Origin of the sequence: Solwaraspora sp. WMMA2080 (assembly GCF_027497395.1) — a bacterium.
Lineage (GTDB): Bacteria > Actinomycetota > Actinomycetes > Mycobacteriales > Micromonosporaceae > Micromonospora_E.
This window is the reverse complement of the sequence record NZ_CP114910.1, coordinates 4,536,401-4,551,354: the sequence shown is the minus strand read 5'-3', so window position 1 is coordinate 4,551,354 and position 14,954 is coordinate 4,536,401. Positions and strand designations below refer to the sequence as shown.

At 70.7% G+C, this 14,954-nt stretch carries 13 protein-coding genes; 8 read left to right on the top strand and 5 right to left on the bottom strand.

Annotation, left to right across the window (positions count from 1 at the left end):
* Positions 1-409: 409 nt before the first annotated feature.
* The 6 genes from O7543_RS20590 (at position 410) to O7543_RS20565 (ending at position 6,496) form a co-directional block, all read left to right on the top strand.
* Positions 410-2,023, top strand: a complete 1,614-nt coding sequence (locus O7543_RS20590) for a protein kinase (RefSeq protein ID WP_281567499.1) — start codon at positions 410-412, stop codon at positions 2,021-2,023.
* Positions 2,020-2,712 (top strand): RNA polymerase sigma factor SigM, encoded by a 693-nt coding sequence (gene sigM / locus O7543_RS20585; protein ID WP_278172900.1) that lies wholly within the window; start codon positions 2,020-2,022, stop codon positions 2,710-2,712. Before O7543_RS20590 ends, sigM begins: the two co-directional genes overlap by 4 nt.
* Positions 2,709-3,656, top strand: a complete 948-nt coding sequence (locus O7543_RS20580) for a hypothetical protein (protein WP_281552339.1) — start codon at positions 2,709-2,711, stop codon at positions 3,654-3,656. Before sigM ends, O7543_RS20580 begins: the two co-directional genes overlap by 4 nt.
* Positions 3,657-3,771: 115 nt before the next feature.
* Positions 3,772-4,728 carry a thioredoxin-disulfide reductase gene (gene trxB, locus O7543_RS20575; protein ID WP_281552340.1) on the top strand — a complete coding sequence of 319 codons (957 nt, stop codon included), beginning with the start codon at positions 3,772-3,774 and terminating at the stop codon, positions 4,726-4,728.
* Between the two features lie 37 nt (positions 4,729-4,765).
* Positions 4,766-5,089 (top strand): thioredoxin, encoded by a 324-nt coding sequence (trxA, locus tag O7543_RS20570; RefSeq protein WP_123606654.1) that lies wholly within the window; start codon positions 4,766-4,768, stop codon positions 5,087-5,089.
* Positions 5,090-5,338: 249 nt separating this feature from the next.
* On the top strand, positions 5,339-6,496 hold the full coding sequence (locus O7543_RS20565; RefSeq protein ID WP_281552341.1) for an N-acetylmuramoyl-L-alanine amidase: 1,158 nt from the start codon (positions 5,339-5,341) through the stop codon (positions 6,494-6,496).
* Positions 6,497-6,506: 10 nt separating this feature from the next.
* Here the strand turns inward: O7543_RS20565 and O7543_RS20560 are convergent, their stop codons facing one another.
* The gene (locus tag O7543_RS20560; protein ID WP_281552342.1) at positions 6,507-7,157 is read right to left on the bottom strand and encodes a GNAT family N-acetyltransferase; all 651 of its coding nucleotides are present in this window, start codon (positions 7,155-7,157) and stop codon (positions 6,507-6,509) included.
* Between the two features lie 304 nt (positions 7,158-7,461).
* A complete protein-coding gene (locus O7543_RS20555; RefSeq protein WP_281552343.1) occupies positions 7,462-8,676 on the bottom strand; it encodes a transposase in 1,215 nt (404 codons plus the stop codon).
* Between the two features lie 155 nt (positions 8,677-8,831).
* Here O7543_RS20555 and O7543_RS20550 point away from each other — a divergent pair, with 155 nt between their 5' ends.
* Both O7543_RS20550 and O7543_RS20545 read left to right on the top strand, forming a co-directional pair.
* Positions 8,832-10,145, top strand: a complete 1,314-nt coding sequence (locus O7543_RS20550; RefSeq protein WP_281552344.1) for a PLP-dependent aminotransferase family protein — start codon at positions 8,832-8,834, stop codon at positions 10,143-10,145.
* A 7-nt stretch (positions 10,146-10,152) separates the two neighbouring features.
* A complete protein-coding gene (locus O7543_RS20545; protein WP_281552345.1) occupies positions 10,153-11,166 on the top strand; it encodes a D-alanine--D-alanine ligase in 1,014 nt (337 codons plus the stop codon).
* Here O7543_RS20545 and O7543_RS20540 read toward each other — a convergent pair whose 3' ends face one another.
* The 3 genes from O7543_RS20540 to O7543_RS20530 all read right to left on the bottom strand — a co-directional run bounded on the left by O7543_RS20540 (position 11,167) and on the right by O7543_RS20530 (position 14,944).
* A complete protein-coding gene (locus tag O7543_RS20540) occupies positions 11,167-12,096 on the bottom strand; it encodes a hypothetical protein (RefSeq protein WP_281552346.1) in 930 nt (309 codons plus the stop codon). It lies immediately after the preceding gene.
* A gap of 664 nt (positions 12,097-12,760) precedes the next feature.
* Positions 12,761-13,810: a ParB/RepB/Spo0J family partition protein gene (locus tag O7543_RS20535; RefSeq protein WP_281552347.1), complete on the bottom strand. Its 1,050-nt coding sequence runs from the start codon at positions 13,808-13,810 to the stop codon at positions 12,761-12,763.
* A gap of 27 nt (positions 13,811-13,837) precedes the next feature.
* Positions 13,838-14,944: an AAA family ATPase gene (locus tag O7543_RS20530; RefSeq protein ID WP_281552348.1), complete on the bottom strand. Its 1,107-nt coding sequence runs from the start codon at positions 14,942-14,944 to the stop codon at positions 13,838-13,840.
* Positions 14,945-14,954: the final 10 nt, after the last annotated feature.

Here is a 14,954-nt window from a genome sequence, read left to right as displayed (position 1 = left end):
CAGGTCAGCGCCTGTGGATAACTCAGAACCAGGATCCTCGTTACGGGCGGTGTCGGAGTGTCGGTGGCCCGGTCGCGGTGGGGCGGTCGGGTGGGCTGTCGCGGCGGGCTGGGAGCGGCACCCGGGCGGTACAACGTATATTTGCGATGGAGGTTATGCGTCCGGCCGTACGGGCAGGGTGGCGTTGACCGGGTCCGGTCGGCGCGGGTCCGCCAGACGGCAGGTCGACCCCCGGTCGGCATTGCAAGAGCTGCGGGAAGCTGAGATGTTGGTGTTGCCGCAACGCAGGTAAGGTCGTTCTGGACGGATACGTGCGACACCGGGTCGTGACCGGTGACGTTCCACCGCTGCGGGGCCGGCCGGTGCCGGAAGCACGACGACCAGCACGGCAGGTGCGACCAGCAGGACAATCGGACAACCGGCAGATAACACCGGACGACCAGCACCAGGGTTCGACCGAGACGATCCACAGGGAGGACGGGTGACCCAGGTCGGCGAAGGCCAGGAGGCGGACGAGGCCAGTCCGCCGATGATGGCCTTCGATGCGCCCTCCGCCGGCGAGATCCTCGCCGAGCGATACCAGCTGGCTCAGCACGTCAACAACGACAGTGCGGGTCGGCAGGTCTGGCGTGGGGTCGACGTGGTGCTGCGCCGTCCGGTCGCGGTGGTGCTGCGCTACCCCGGTGGCGATTCCGCCATGGAGATGCTGCAGGCCGCGGTCCGGGCCAGTCGGGTCATCCACTCCAACCTGGTCGGCGTCTACGATGCCATCGACGAGGGGCAGCGGGCCTACGTGGTCCGCGAGTGGGTGGAGGGCGATTCCCTGCGCGAGGTGATCGCCGCCGCCGGTCCGTTGGACGCGGCCCGGGCCACCATGATCGCCCACTCGGTCGCCTCCGCCATCGCGGCGGTGCACGCCACCGGCATGGTGCACGGCAACATCCACCCCGGCACGGTGATGATCGGCCACGACGGCCGGGTGGTGCTGGCCGACGCCAGGGCCGACAGCTCCGACACCTACGAAACCGACATCCGGGCGATCGGCGGAGTGCTCTACTTCGCGATGACCGGCCACTGGCCGCAGCACGAGGCAGGCAGCACCGCGCTGCCGGACGCGGTCCGGGACGCGACCGGGGCAGTCGCCGCTCCCCGCCAGGTGCGCTCCGGTGTGCCGGCGTACCTCGACGACCTGACCATGGACCTGCTCGACCCACGGCTCGCGCTGCCCACCTCCGAGGTACTCGCCGCCGAGCTGGGTCGGCTCGACGCCAGCACCGAGGAGCACTACCTCGACAGCGTCGGGCCGCTACGGTTCTCGGCGGCCGACGACGACGAACCGACCGGCACCCCACTGGCGGCCCGCCGCAAGATCGCCGCCGGTGTCGCCGGCCTGCTGGTCATCGCGGTGACCGGGCTGTATTTCGGGATCAGTGCGCTCGGCAACGACGGTGACGGCGAGGACGGTCAGTCGACACTGCCGCAGACCCAGGTGACCTCGACCCCGGGCCCCACCGAGACCAGTGCCCCGGCCCAGCCACAGCCGATCGCCCTCGCCGGCGACCAGGTCCGTATCGTCGACGCCGACGGTGCCCGTGACGAGCTCGACGGGGCGCAGGCCGCCGTCGACGGCGACACCAGCACCGGCTGGGAGACCGACGCCTACGAGCGCAACCCCAACTTCGGCAACCTGAAGCGGGGCATGGGGGTGCTGATCGACCTGCAGGAGCCACGGGCGGTGACCAGCGTGAAGGTCGAGCTGTCCGCATCCGGTGCCACCGCCGAGCTGCTGGCCGGTCCGAACGATCCGGGAGCGACCCGGGAAGGCGACGACGAGATCCTCGAGACGTTCACCGACCGGATCGGTGCCCGATTCGAGAACGCCGACGGCGCAACCCTCACCTTCAGCGGATTCTCGCCCGACGAGACCTACCAGTACCTCCTGGTATGGATCACCAAACTGCCTCCGATCGGCAACGACAAGTACCAGATCGGCGTTCAGGAGATCACGGTCGAGGGGCCATGACCGGACGCCGGGCCGACCTCGGCGACGAGGAACTGCTCCGGGCACACGTCGACGGCGACCCGGAGGCGTTCGCCGAGTTGGTACGGCGGCACCAGGACCGGCTCTGGGCGGTTGCCCTGCGTACGCTCAGCGACCGGGAGGAGGCCGCCGACGCGCTGCAGGACGCGCTGCTGTCGGCGCACCGCGCGGCTGCCCGGTTCCGGGGCGACGCGGCGGTCACCACCTGGCTGCACCGCATCGTGGTCAACGCGTGCCTGGACCGCGTGCGCCGCCGCAAGTCCCACCCCACCGTGCCGCTACCCGACGGTGGCCGGGACGACGACGGCGTACGCGGCACCGAGCCGGCGGCACCCCCGGTCGATCACGACACCGCGCTGGTCGTCCGCCAGGCACTGGCCGAGCTGCCGGCGGAACAGCGGGCCGCGCTGATCCTGGTCGACGTGCAGGGCTACCCGGTCGCCGACGCGGCGGTGATGCTCGGCGTCGCCGAGGGCACGGTGAAGAGCCGCTGCGCCCGGGGACGGGCCCGGCTGGCCGGTCTTCTCGGGCATCTGCGACCACAGCGGGCGAATGCGCAGGTGGCACCACCACGCGCCCAGGTGTCGTCGCTCACCCCACGGAACCCGCAGCGGCTCGACGACGTCCCATCAGGGTCCGCACGTGGCGACGGTGGCAAGGAGGAACGGTGACTGCCGACCGGTTCCAGGAGGTCGATCGAGAGCTGCTCGCCGACTATGTCGGTGGGGCGCTCGACGGCACCCCGGACGAGGTCGCCGTGGCCCGACTGATCGCGGAGCGGCCGTCCTGGCGGGCGGCCCACGACGAGCTGGTCGAGGCCACCCAGCTGGTGCAGACGATGCTCGCCGAGTGGGGCAGCGTCGTCGAGCCGATCCCACCCGACGTCGCCGACCGGGTGCACGCCGCCCTGGCCGCCGAGCCGCTACCGCAGCCGGCCCCGGAGCCGGCGATCAGCCCGGAGCCGGCCACCGTCGCGGCATCGGTGCCGCTTGCGGCGGCCCGGGCGCGGCGGGATCGTCGCCGCCGCTGGCAGCGGTACGCCGCTCCGATCACCGTCGCGGCGGCAGCCGTGGCGTTCGCCGGCCTCGGGGTCGGCCAACTGCTCGGTGCCGGGTCCGCCGACGACGCGAGCACCGCGGCGGGCAGCCCGTCGGACGATGCCGGCAGCGCCGAAAGCCAGAGCGCCGAGACCCGGCAGGAGGGCCAGCCGGGCACGATGATGGACGCCTCCGCACCACGGCTACTGGCCAGCGGCACCGACTACCAGCGGGCGACCATCGTGCCGATGTTCGAGGCCGTGGGACGGACGGGCGGCGACGGGGGGCAACCGGGAACCGGCGAGGACACCGTACTGCAGGAGTCGCCTTCCTCGACGGCGCTGGCCAGACTGGCCGGCCCGGCCGCGTTGGCCGACTGCGTGGCCGCGGTGACCGCCGAGCACGGCAACGGCGTCCTCGGCGTCGACCTGGTGGACTTCGCGGCGTTCGAGGGTGAACCGGCGCTGGTCCTCTCGTTCAGTGACAGCTTCGGTGCCAGCTGGATCTGGGTGAGCGGCACCGGCTGCGGTACGCCTGCGGCCGGCGCGGACACCAGGTACTCGGCACAGGTAGGGTGACCCTGCCGGCCGCGTGACGTGGGACACGCGGTAGCGGAGCGGGATTACCCCCCGGCTCCGTGGCGTTGTCGTCAACGGTCACCGTTGCGCAGAAATCAGACTTTGGGAGTCGGCAGTGGACGAGGTCCGCAACCTGATCATCATCGGCTCGGGACCGGCCGGTTACACCGCTGCGGTGTACGCCGCACGCGCCAACCTGCGCCCACTCGTCATCGAGGGGGTGCAGTCCGGCGGGGCGCTGATGACCACTACCGAGGTGGAGAACTTCCCGGGATTCCCCGACGGCATCATGGGTCCGGAGCTGATGGACTCGATCCGTAAGCAGGCCGAGCGCTTCGGTGCCGAGTTCGTCACCGACGACGTGACGCGGGTCGAGTTGGTCGACACGGGCACCCCGGGCACCACCGAGGCCAGCACGGTGTACGTGGGCGAAACCGGCTACCGGGCCAAGGCGGTCATCCTGGCCACCGGCTCCGCGTGGCGTCCCTTGAACGTCCCCGGTGAGCAGGAGTTCCTCGGCCATGGGGTGTCCTCCTGCGCGACCTGTGACGGCTTCTTCTTCCGGGGGCAGCACGTCGTGGTGGTCGGCGGTGGCGACTCGGCGATGGAGGAGGCCACCTTCCTCACCCGGTTCGCCGAATCGGTGACCATCGTGCACCGCCGCGACGAGTTCCGGGCCAGCCAGATCATGGCGGCCCGCGCGCTCGGCAACGACAAGATCCGGGTCGAGTGGAACAGTGTCGTCGAGGAGATTCTCGGCGCCGACGGTAAGGTCTCCGGAATCCGGCTGCGCAACACGCACACCGGCGAGTCCCGGACCCTCGACGTCACCGGGGTCTTCGTCGCGATCGGTCACGACCCGCGGAGCGAAATGTTCCGCAGCCAGGTGGAGCTCGACGAGAACGGCTACGTGCTGGTCGACTCGCCGAGCACCCGGACCAGCGTGCCGGGCGTGTTCGCCGCCGGTGACCTGGTCGACCACACCTACCAGCAGGCGATCACCGCTGCCGGCAGCGGTTGCGCGGCGGCGCTCGACGCCGAGCGTTACCTCGCCACACTCGAAGAGGTCTGACCGCCGGCGCACCGGCGGTCGAGGAGGAGGATTTCCCGTGGGAGCTACCCGAGCGGTCACCGAGGCCAGCTTCGCCACCGACGTACTCATGTCCGACAAGCCGGTACTGGTGGACTTCTGGGCCGAGTGGTGCCAGCCGTGCCGCAAGGTCGCACCGCTGCTCGAGGAGATCGCCACCGAGATGGGGGACAAGGTGTCGATCGTCAAACTGAACATCGACGAGAACCCGGAGATCGCCCGCCGGTACCGGGTGATGTCGGTTCCCACGCTCACCGTGTTCAAGGCCGGTGAGCCGGTGCAGTCGGTGGCCGGCGCCCGGCCCAAGGGCGACCTGGTCAAGCTGATCGAGTCGGCCTTCTGAACCTCAGCGGGGCTGCCCCGTGCGGCACGGCGGACCGGCCGGCCCACCCGACAAGGTGGGACCGGCCGGTCCGTTTTCAGGCTGCTGGCGGCACCGTTACAGGGCTGCTGGATGGTCGGTTCCCTGGCTGATCGTCCGGACACCGGGCGCTCCCCGTACGGTCCGCTTCGCCGCAACCCGGGTACGGGCACCTGCCGGCCGGGTTACGCTCCGGATCGTCCGCGCCTGCAGGGGGGAGGTCCACGTCCCGTGCGCCCGATCCGCCGTGACGATCAGGGTCCCGCCGTGGCCGAGATCCGCTCCATCCTGGTCAACCTGGAGCTGCTCGAGCCAACCCCGGGGGCCGACGTTTTCGACGCCCGCACCGAGCACGCCGTACGAGCCTTCCAGCAACTCCGCGGCCTGAGCATCGACGGCCGAGTGGGTGCGGAGACCTGGCGGGCGCTGGACGCCGCCCGCTGGCGACTCGGTGACCGGGCGCTCTACCACTCGATACCTCAGCCGCTGGTCGGCGAGGACGTCCGGGCGCTGCAGGAACGACTGCTGGAGATGGGCTACGACGTGGGCCGCGCCGACGGCGTGTACGGCGGGCGCACCGCCCGCTCGGTCACCCAGTTCCAGCGGGAGGTGGGACTGACCGCCGACGGCAGCTGCGGGCCGTACACCATGCATGCGATGCGTCGGCTGGGCCGCAAGGTGGTCGGCGGGCGCCCGCAGTGGCTGCGGGAAGCGGATGCGTTCCGCGAGTCCGGCCCCAACCTGGTGGGCAAGACGATCGTCATCGACCCTGGGCACGGGGGGCCCGATCCCGGCGTGGTGGTCACCGACAGCGGCCGGCGCTGGTCCGAGGCGGAGCTGGCGTACGACCTCGCCGCCCGGTTGGAGGGGCGGCTGGCGGCAGCCGGGATGCGGGTGCATCTCACCCGTGGTCCGGCCACCGCCACGGTGCTCAACGACCCGGCACGCACCCAGCTGGCCAACGACATCGGCGCGGACCTGTTCATCTCCCTGCACGTCGACGGGCACGCCAACCCGGCCGCCGACGGGGTGGCCACCTACCACTACGGCACCGGCAACGGGGTCACCTCGACGGTCGGCGAGCGGCTGGCCGGGCTGGTGCAGCGGGAGATCGCGGTGCGTACCGGCCTGCGCGACTGCCGCATCCACGCGAAGAGCTGGGAATTGCTACGGCTGACCAGGATGCCGGCGGTACGGGTGGACGTCGGTTATCTGACCTGCTCGGCCGACCGGGCCCGGCTGATCCGGCCCGGGTTCCGTGACCAGGTGGCCGAGGCGCTGGTCGCCGCCGTGCAGCGGATGTACTACCCGGTGGAGCTGGACGTGCCGACCGGGTCGATCGACGTGCACACGCTGCGGGCGGTGGTCGACGCGACGGCGGAGGCCTGAACCTCGTCAGTCAGTTCGTCACCGCGCGGGTGGCCGGGCGCAGCAGGCTCTCCGGAGTCATCGAGCCGAGCAGCTTCTCCAGGGCGTACTCGACGTCCGACTTCCACGACAACGCGGTCCGCAACTCCAGCCGTAGCCGGGGGAACCGGGGGTGCTGCCGGACCGTCTTGAAGCCGACCGACAGGTAGAAGTCGGCTGGGGCGAGACAGCCCCGACCGGCCGTCTCCTCCGGATCGGCGGCGGCGTCGCCGAACGCCTCGATCGCCTTGATGCCCCGCTTGGTGAGATCCCGGGCCACGCCCTGCACCAGCATTCGCCCGAGGCCACCGCCGGCGAACGGCTGCACCACGTGCGCCGTGGTCAGCAGTACCGCATCGGCGGAGACCGGGGACGTCGGGAACGCCATCGACCTCGGTAGGTAGGCCGGCGGCGCGTACATCACGAAACCGGCCGGCATGCCGTCGACGTAGGCGAGCTTGCCGCAGGAACCCCACTCCAGGAGAGTCTGGGAGACCCACGCCTCCTTTTCCAGCGCCGGGTCGCCGGAGGTCCGGGCGCGGTCGGCCGCCACCGGATCGAGCTCCCAGAAGACACACCGCCGGCAGGATCTGGGCAGCTCCTCCAGCGTGTCCAGCGTCAGACTGACCAGACGTCGCGACATTGGCGATCCCCCACCACCGAACCGGTCAAGCGTTGAAACCCGCCGAGCTTCACCACGCGCCGTCTCCTGTCCCCAACGAGCGATCGTACGCCGCAACCTCGCGTCAGGGGAGAGGTCGGGCACCCGCCGCAGGTGTTCCCAGGCCAATCCGGGTTCGCTGGTCCGACATGTGGTCGGTGTGGTAATGCCCACGCCGGGCGGCGACACGCCGGACTACCATCAGACGATCAGTGCGTGTCGCGGCCCGACCCGGCACCACCGGTGCGACGCGTTTCGAGGGTGAGGTCTTGACTTCCTCCCCGCACTAAGGGACGGGGATTCCCTGGGTCGCCCCAGGGGGTTCCTGTTTCACCGACGACCGCCCCGTCCGAGAGGAGGACTCCCGGTGAGGTCTTACACCGCCTCCACAGGCAATCACGGAGAGCCCCTCCGCGAGGATGTTGCGGGCCGCGTTGACATCCCGGTCATGGGCCTGCCCGCACCGGCAGGTCCACGACCGGACCGCCAACGGCATCCGCTCGGCCAGTACGCCACACGCGGAGCACAGTCGGGTCGACGGGAACCAGCGGTCCACGACCACCAGGTCCCGGCCGTACCAGTCCGTTTTGTACCCCAGCATGCTGCGGAACTGCCGCCAGCCCGCGTCCGAGACGGCGCGGGCCAGACGGTGGTTGGCCGTCATGTTGCGGACGGCCAGGTCCTCGATCACGATCGTCTGGGTTTCACGAACGAGCCGAGTGGTCAACTTGTGCAGGTGGTCGCGGCGGCGGTCGGCGACCCGGGCATGAATCCGGGCCACCGCCAGCCGGGCCTTGACCCGGTTCGCGGAGCCTCTGGCCTTGCGTGCGAGGTTCCGCTGGGCCCGGGCCAGCCGCCGCCGGTCACGGCGTTCATGTCCCGGGTCGGGGATCTTCTCCCCGGTGGACAGGGTGAACAGGCTGTCGAGGCCGGCGTCGACCCCCACCACGGCAGCGGTGGTGGCCGGGGCCGGTTCGATCCGGTCGTCGCAGAGCAGGGAGACGAACCAGCGGCCCGCCGGGTCCTGCGACACGGTCACCGTCGACGGCGCCGCGCCCTGCGGGAGCGGTCGGGACCAGACGATGTCCAACGGTGCGGACATCCTGGCGAGGGTGAGGCGGCCGTCGCGCCACCGGAACGCGCTGGCGGTGTACTCCGCCGACCGCCGCGACCGCTTCCTCGACTTGAACGTCGGGTACCGGGCCCGTTTCGCCCAGAAGTTGGCGAACGCGGTCTGCAGGTGCCGCAGCGCCTGCTGCAGAGGGACGCAGGAGACGTCGTTGAGGAACGCCAGGTCGTCGGTCTTCTTCCACCCGGTGAGCATCGCCGACGTGGCGTTGTAGGTGACCCGTTCCCGACGCAGGGTCCACGCCTCGCTGCGGGCGGCCAGCGCCATGTTGTACACCAGCCGGACACAGCCGAACGTCCGGGCGAGCTCGGCGGCCTGCCCGGGGGTGGGGTGGAAGCGGTACCTGAACGCCCGCTTCACGGTCCTGGACACAGTCCACAGTCTAGCGATTCGGTCGTGAGCCATGGGGTCGCGTGTGCGGTGGACGCCGATCCGCCTCGGCGGCGAACCGGCTTTCCCTGTCCTGCTCCGCAGGAGTTCCAATTCCTCCCCGGCCGCAACACCGGAGTATCCAAGGAAGGACTCTGATGACCGGCACGACGCTCGACGACTACACCGACCGCTATGCCCGCCGGGTCCGGGGGATGACCGCCTCGGAGATCCGGGCGCTGTTCGCCGTCGCCAGTCGGCCGGAGGTGGTGTCGCTTGCCGGCGGAGCCCCGTACGTCGCCGCGCTGCCGCTGGACGCGGTCGGCGAGATGCTCGGTCGCCTCGCCGCCGAGACCGGCACCTCGACCCTGCAGTACGGCATCGGCCAGGGCACCCTCGACCTGCGGGAACGGATCTGCGAAGTGATGTCGCTGTCCGGGATCGACGTCTCGTCCGGGGCTTCCCCTGAGGACGTGGTGGTGACCGTCGGCGGGCAGCAGGCCCTCGATCTGGTCGCCCGGCTCTTCCTGGACCCGGGCGACGTGGTCCTCGCCGAGGGCCCCACCTACGTCGGCGCCCTCGGCGTGTTCCAGGCGGCGCAGGCCCAGGTGGTGCACGTGCCGATGGACGCCGACGGGCTGATCCCCGAGGCGCTGGAACAGGCGATCACCGACGTGGCCCGGTCCGGCCGACGGGCGAAGTTCCTCTACACCATTCCGACGTTCCAGAACCCGGCCGGCGTGACGCTGACCGACGAGCGCCGCGACCGGGTACTCGACATCTGCGAACGCGCCGGCCTGCTGGTCGTCGAGGACGACCCGTACGGCCAGCTGAGCTTTGATGGCGAAGCGCCGGCGCCGCTGCGGGCCCGACGCCGGCACGGCGTCTTCTACCTGAGCACCTTCTCCAAGACCTTCGCGCCGGGGCTGCGGGTCGGTTGGATTCTCGCTCCGCACGCGGTACGCGAGAAGCTGGTCATCGCCAGTGAGGCGCAGATCCTCTGCCCCAGTGCCTACGCCCAGGCCGCGGTCGCCACCTACCTGGCCACCATGCCGTGGCGGGAGCAGCTCAAGACGTACCGGGAGGTCTACCGGGAGCGGCGGGACGCGCTGCTGTCCGCGCTGACCGACCTGATGCCGGCCGGGACGACCTGGACCCGACCGAGCGGCGGCCTGTTCGTCTGGGCGTCGCTGCCGGACGGGTTGGACGCCAAAGCCATGGTGCCCCGGGCCATCGCCGCCCGGGTGGCCTACGTTCCCGGCACCGGCTTCTACGCTGACGGCTCCGGGGCCGGCAACATGCGGCTCAACTTTTCCTACCCCCCACCGGAGCGAATCAGGGAAGGCGTCCGGCGGCTGGCCGGCGTGATGGAGCGGGAGTCGGCGATGCGTGAGGTCTTCGGACCGGTCGCCGGCGGATCCGGCCGACGCCAGCGCCCCGGCGCGGATGCGCCCGGACCTGACTTGGCATGATTCGGGCATGAGCCCAGCGCTGGACCCCACCGCAACCGCATCCTCGTCGTCGTCCGCCGCCCCGGATCTGCGCGTGCTCGTGCTCGCCGGCGGGTTGTCGTACGAGCGGGACGTCTCGCTGAAGTCCGGTCGCCGGGTGCTGGACGCGCTCCGCTCGGTCGGCGTCGAGGCTGAGATGCGCGACGCCGACGTCTCGCTGATTCCAGCGCTGCGCTCCGACCCGCCGGACGCGGTGGTCATCGCGCTGCACGGGGCGACCGGTGAGGACGGCTCGCTGCGCGGCGTACTGGATCTCTGCGGCGTGCCGTACATCGGCTGCGACGCCCGCGCCGCCCGCCTGGCCTGGGACAAGCCGTCGGCCAAGGCGGTGCTGCGCGAGGCAGGCATCCCGACCCCGGACTGGGTCGCGCTGCCCCACGACCGGTTCTCAGAGCTGGGTGCGGTCGCCGTGCTGGAGCGGATCGTCGAACGGCTCGGCCTGCCGCTGATGGTCAAGCCGGCGCAGGGCGGCTCCGGGCTGGGCGCGGCAGTGGTACGCGAGGTGGCAGAGCTCTCCGCGGCGATGGTCGGCTGCTTCGCGTACGACTCGACGGCACTGGTGGAGCGCTACGTCACCGGGATGGACGTCGCCGTGTCGGTCGTCGACCGGGGCGACAGCCCGGAGGCGCTACCGGCAGTCGAGATCGTGCCGCGCAACGGTGTCTACGACTACGCTGCCCGCTACACCGCCGGACTGACGACCTGGCACGCGCCGGCCCGGTTGGCCGAGCCGGCCGCCGAGCGGGTGGCGGCGACTGCCGTCGCCGCTCACCGGGCACTTGGGCTCCGGGACCTCTCCCGCGTCGACATGATCGTCGACGCCGATGGCCGGCCGCACGTCCTGGAGGTCAACGTCTCACCCGGAATGACCGAGACCTCGCTGTTGCCACTGGCAGTCCAGGCCGGCGGGCTGGACCTCGGCGAACTGCTCGCCACCCTGGTGGTCCGGGCTGCGGCGAGACCGTACGACCCGGCGAACTGATCACCGGGTGCCGCCGGTCGGCGCCGCCGCCGAATCGCCCGCAGCCGGGACTTCAGGACCGCCCTGATCAGGATCGCCCTTCGGGTTTGGGTCGTCGTCATTCTTCACCTCGGTACCGGCATCCGTGTCGGCGCGGGCGGCGGCATCGACGGTTCCGGTCGGATCGGCCGGGTCGGCATCTTCCTGCTGGGTCGTAGCGACGTCGCTGGCGAGCTCACCGAGATCAGCAGCTGGCTCGATACTCTCCATCGGCACCACGAGCTCGGCTACCGCCGGCTCTGCACCGTCGACCTCGCCGAAGTCGTCGACGCTGACCGGATGGCTCGCCTGCTCGCTGAGATTCGACGGTGCCCGCCACTGAATCCGCGGCGGCTCAGCGAGCTGGCGACCGCCGAACTCCGCCAGCCACGCAGCGACCAGGGCCAAATTCTCCCGCCAGCGTGACTCCGAGATCGGCGGCAGGATGCTGTCCCACAGTGAGAGGAACGTGCCACGGAGCTGCAGCTGCCCGTACGGCCGGGCCAGGAACCACAGGTGCAGGTGCGCCGAGCCGTCCCCCCACCGGTTCACGTGGACCCGGGCCACCCCGTCGAGCGACCGGATCGCCCGCTCGAGACGGACGGTCATCACGCCGAGTTCGGCCGCGAGCAGGTTCGGCAGGTCGCCGAGGTCGAAGTGGGACCGGGACTCCAGGATGAGGACCATCGGTAGTCCGGTCGGGCGGTCCATCGCGCGCACCCGCCAGCGTTCGCTGACCCAGATGTACGCGTCGTCCGGGGCGGAGCAGGACGAGCACTCCGCCGTGCCCTCACCCTTGCGAGGCGGCTCGACGGCAACCGGATCGTCGAGCCGCTTGACCCGCAGGTCGCCCTCGAAGGGAAAGGATGGCCATCGCGCGAAGTCGGGAACCGAGGCAGGGGTGTCTGGCACGACGCTGACCCTAACCGAGTCTGCGCCGCCTGTCGTTCCCCGTTTCGGCCGGCCCGGAACACTCATCCGGAGGGACGACCTGTCTCTGGTCAGCGGCCGGCCACCGCCCGCCGTCCCCAGTTGTCCACAGGAGTTATCCACAGGGCGGCAGCCCGGTCTACCCGCTGTTTCACGTGAAACGAGGCGTCCTGTGGAAAACGCCTGTGGACAACGCGCGAACCCGTACCGGATCGATCACCGGGACACCCGGAACCCGTACGGTCCGGCGGCGAATGCGTCTTGGCGCCTCCGGTGGCCCGGTCTTCTCAACGATCCAACGACCATGCGGTAACCGGGCTCGGCGAGCCGTGCGGTGGCGGCCGGAATGGCTGTGGGTCGCCTCGGCCGCAGAGTCGGGCTCGTGTTCTGGTTTCACGTGGAACATCGCCATCGGCCCACTCCCGGGCCCCACCGGATTCACGTGAAACGACCTCCGCGGTCGCCTCCGCCCGGCCGGCCCGCGAGACGCAGCACTCCTGGTGGGTGGCCGCCGAGGTTGATCGCCGGCAACGGCCGAGGGCCGGGGCGTCGAGCGACGCGGCTAGGAAGCACCGGCAAGAAGGGCTGGTGTTTCACGTGAAACACCAGCCCTTGGACAAGCGCCTGCCGGTCGACCGGCAGGGAGTCAGTCGACGGCGCCTGCGGCGTCGTCCCCGTTCCCCACACCGATGATCCCGACGATCCGCTCCAGGTCGTCGACCGTGGCGAACTCGATCGTGATCTTGCCCTTGCTTCGCCCGATGTCGACCTTGACCCGGGTGTCGAATCGGTCAGACAGACGATCGGCGAGATCGGTGAGGGCCGGGGCGTGGGCCTTCGGGCGTCGCTGCGGACTGGCCGTACGCTTCGCCGGGTCCTCGCTCCCGGCGAGCGCCACCAGTTCCTCGGTGGCCCGGACCGAGAGCCCTTCGGCGACGATGCGCAGCGCCAGGGCGTCCTGGGCGTCGGAATCGTCGAGGCTCAGCAGCGCCCGGGCGTGACCGGCCGACAGCACGCCGGCGGCCACCCTGCGCTGCACCTGAGCCGGCAGATTCAACAGCCGGATCGTGTTGGAGATCTGCGGCCGGCTCCGGCCGATGCGCTTGGCGAGTTCTTCATGGGTCGCCCCGAACTCGTCGAGCAACTGCTGGTACGCGGCCGCCTCCTCAAGCGGGTTGAGGTTGGCCCGGTGGATGTTCTCCAGCAGCGCGTCCCGGAGCATCGCGTCGTTCCTGGTGTCCCGAACGATCGCGGGGATGGACTCCCGGCCGATCGCCTGCGCGGCACGCCAGCGGCGTTCCCCCATCACCAGCTCGTACTGCTCGCCGTCGTCCAGCTGGCGTACGACGATCGGCTGCAGGAACCCGACCTGCTCGATCGAGACCTTCAGCTCCTCGAGCGCCTCGTCGTCAAAGACCTGGCGGGGCTGCTTCGGGTTCGGAACGATCGCGGCGACCGGCAGCTCGGCGAACCGGGCACCGGGCACCGGCGACAGGTCGGCGGGCGGCGCCAGAGCCGGTTCGGTCGCGACGGCGGCAGCGGTTCCGACACTGCCGGAGACGGCCGCGGTGGCCGGGGACGGAGTCACCGGGTCCGGGGCCGTCTCCGGCAGTGTGACACCGGACTGAACCGGAGCGGTGGTGGGGATGAGGGCACCGAGCCCGCGCCCGAGCCCGCCCTTCGGACGGTTCTTCATGCCCTGCCTCCCGCTCCAACCACCGTGTCAGACATTGCGACTGAGCCGAGCGACACCGCGCTCGGCGATTTCCTGGGCCGCCTCGAAGTAGCTTGTCGCACCCCGCGATCCGGGATCGTAGGTCATCACCGACTGGCCGTAGCTCGGTGCCTCCGAAACCCGGACGTTGCGGGGGATGACCGACTGGAGCACCTTGTCCCCGAAGTGGTTCCGCACGTCCTGCTCGACGGCGTCGGCCAGCCGGGTCCGGCGGTCGTACATGGTGAGCAGGATGGTGGAGACGTCCAGGGTCGGGTTGAGATGCTGCCGGACCAGGTTGATGTTGTTGATCAACTGGTTGAGTCCTTCCAGCGCGTAGTACTCGCACTGGATCGGGATCAGCACCTCCTGTGCGGCGACCAGCGCGTTGACCGTCAGCAGACCCAACGACGGTGGGCAGTCAATGAACACGTAGTCCAGCTCGACCGGGTACGCCGTGATGGCCCGCGACAGCCGCGATTCCCGGGCCACGACGGAGACCAGCTCGATCTCGGCCCCGGCCAGATCGATCGTCGCGGGAACGCACCAGAGGTCGGGTATCCCCTCGACCGGCTGCGCCACCTCGGTCAGCGGCACGTTGTCGATCAGGCAGTCGTAGACGTCCGGTACGCCTGCGTGGTGCGGGACGTTGAGTCCCGTCGAGGCGTTCCCCTGGGGGTCAAGGTCGACGACCATCACCCGGTTCCCGTGCAGCGCCAGCGCTACCGCGAGGTTCACCGTGGTGGTCGTCTTACCGACGCCCCCCTTCTGGTTGGCCACGCACATTACCCGGGTCCGGTCCGGCCGGGGCATGGTCACCTCGCCGCTTGGGTTCAGAATCTGCACGGCGCGCAAAGCCTCCATTGCCAAGGGGGGATCATCCTCTTCCCGATTCGGTGTTTCACGTGAAACGTACGGCTCGTCGACGGCCGGGGCGGTCGGTTTGGGCGCCGGCTGCTCCGGCGACGGGGGTGCGGTACCCACCGACGTGTCCACGACGAGCGGCACGCCGGACCGGGCCGGGGCACCCGTCGTGGGCGGCTGGGGCACCCCACTGACCGGCGCCGTCCCTCCCTCCGGCCAACCCGGGTGGTACGCCGTTTCACGTGAAACCATCGTGGGGTCG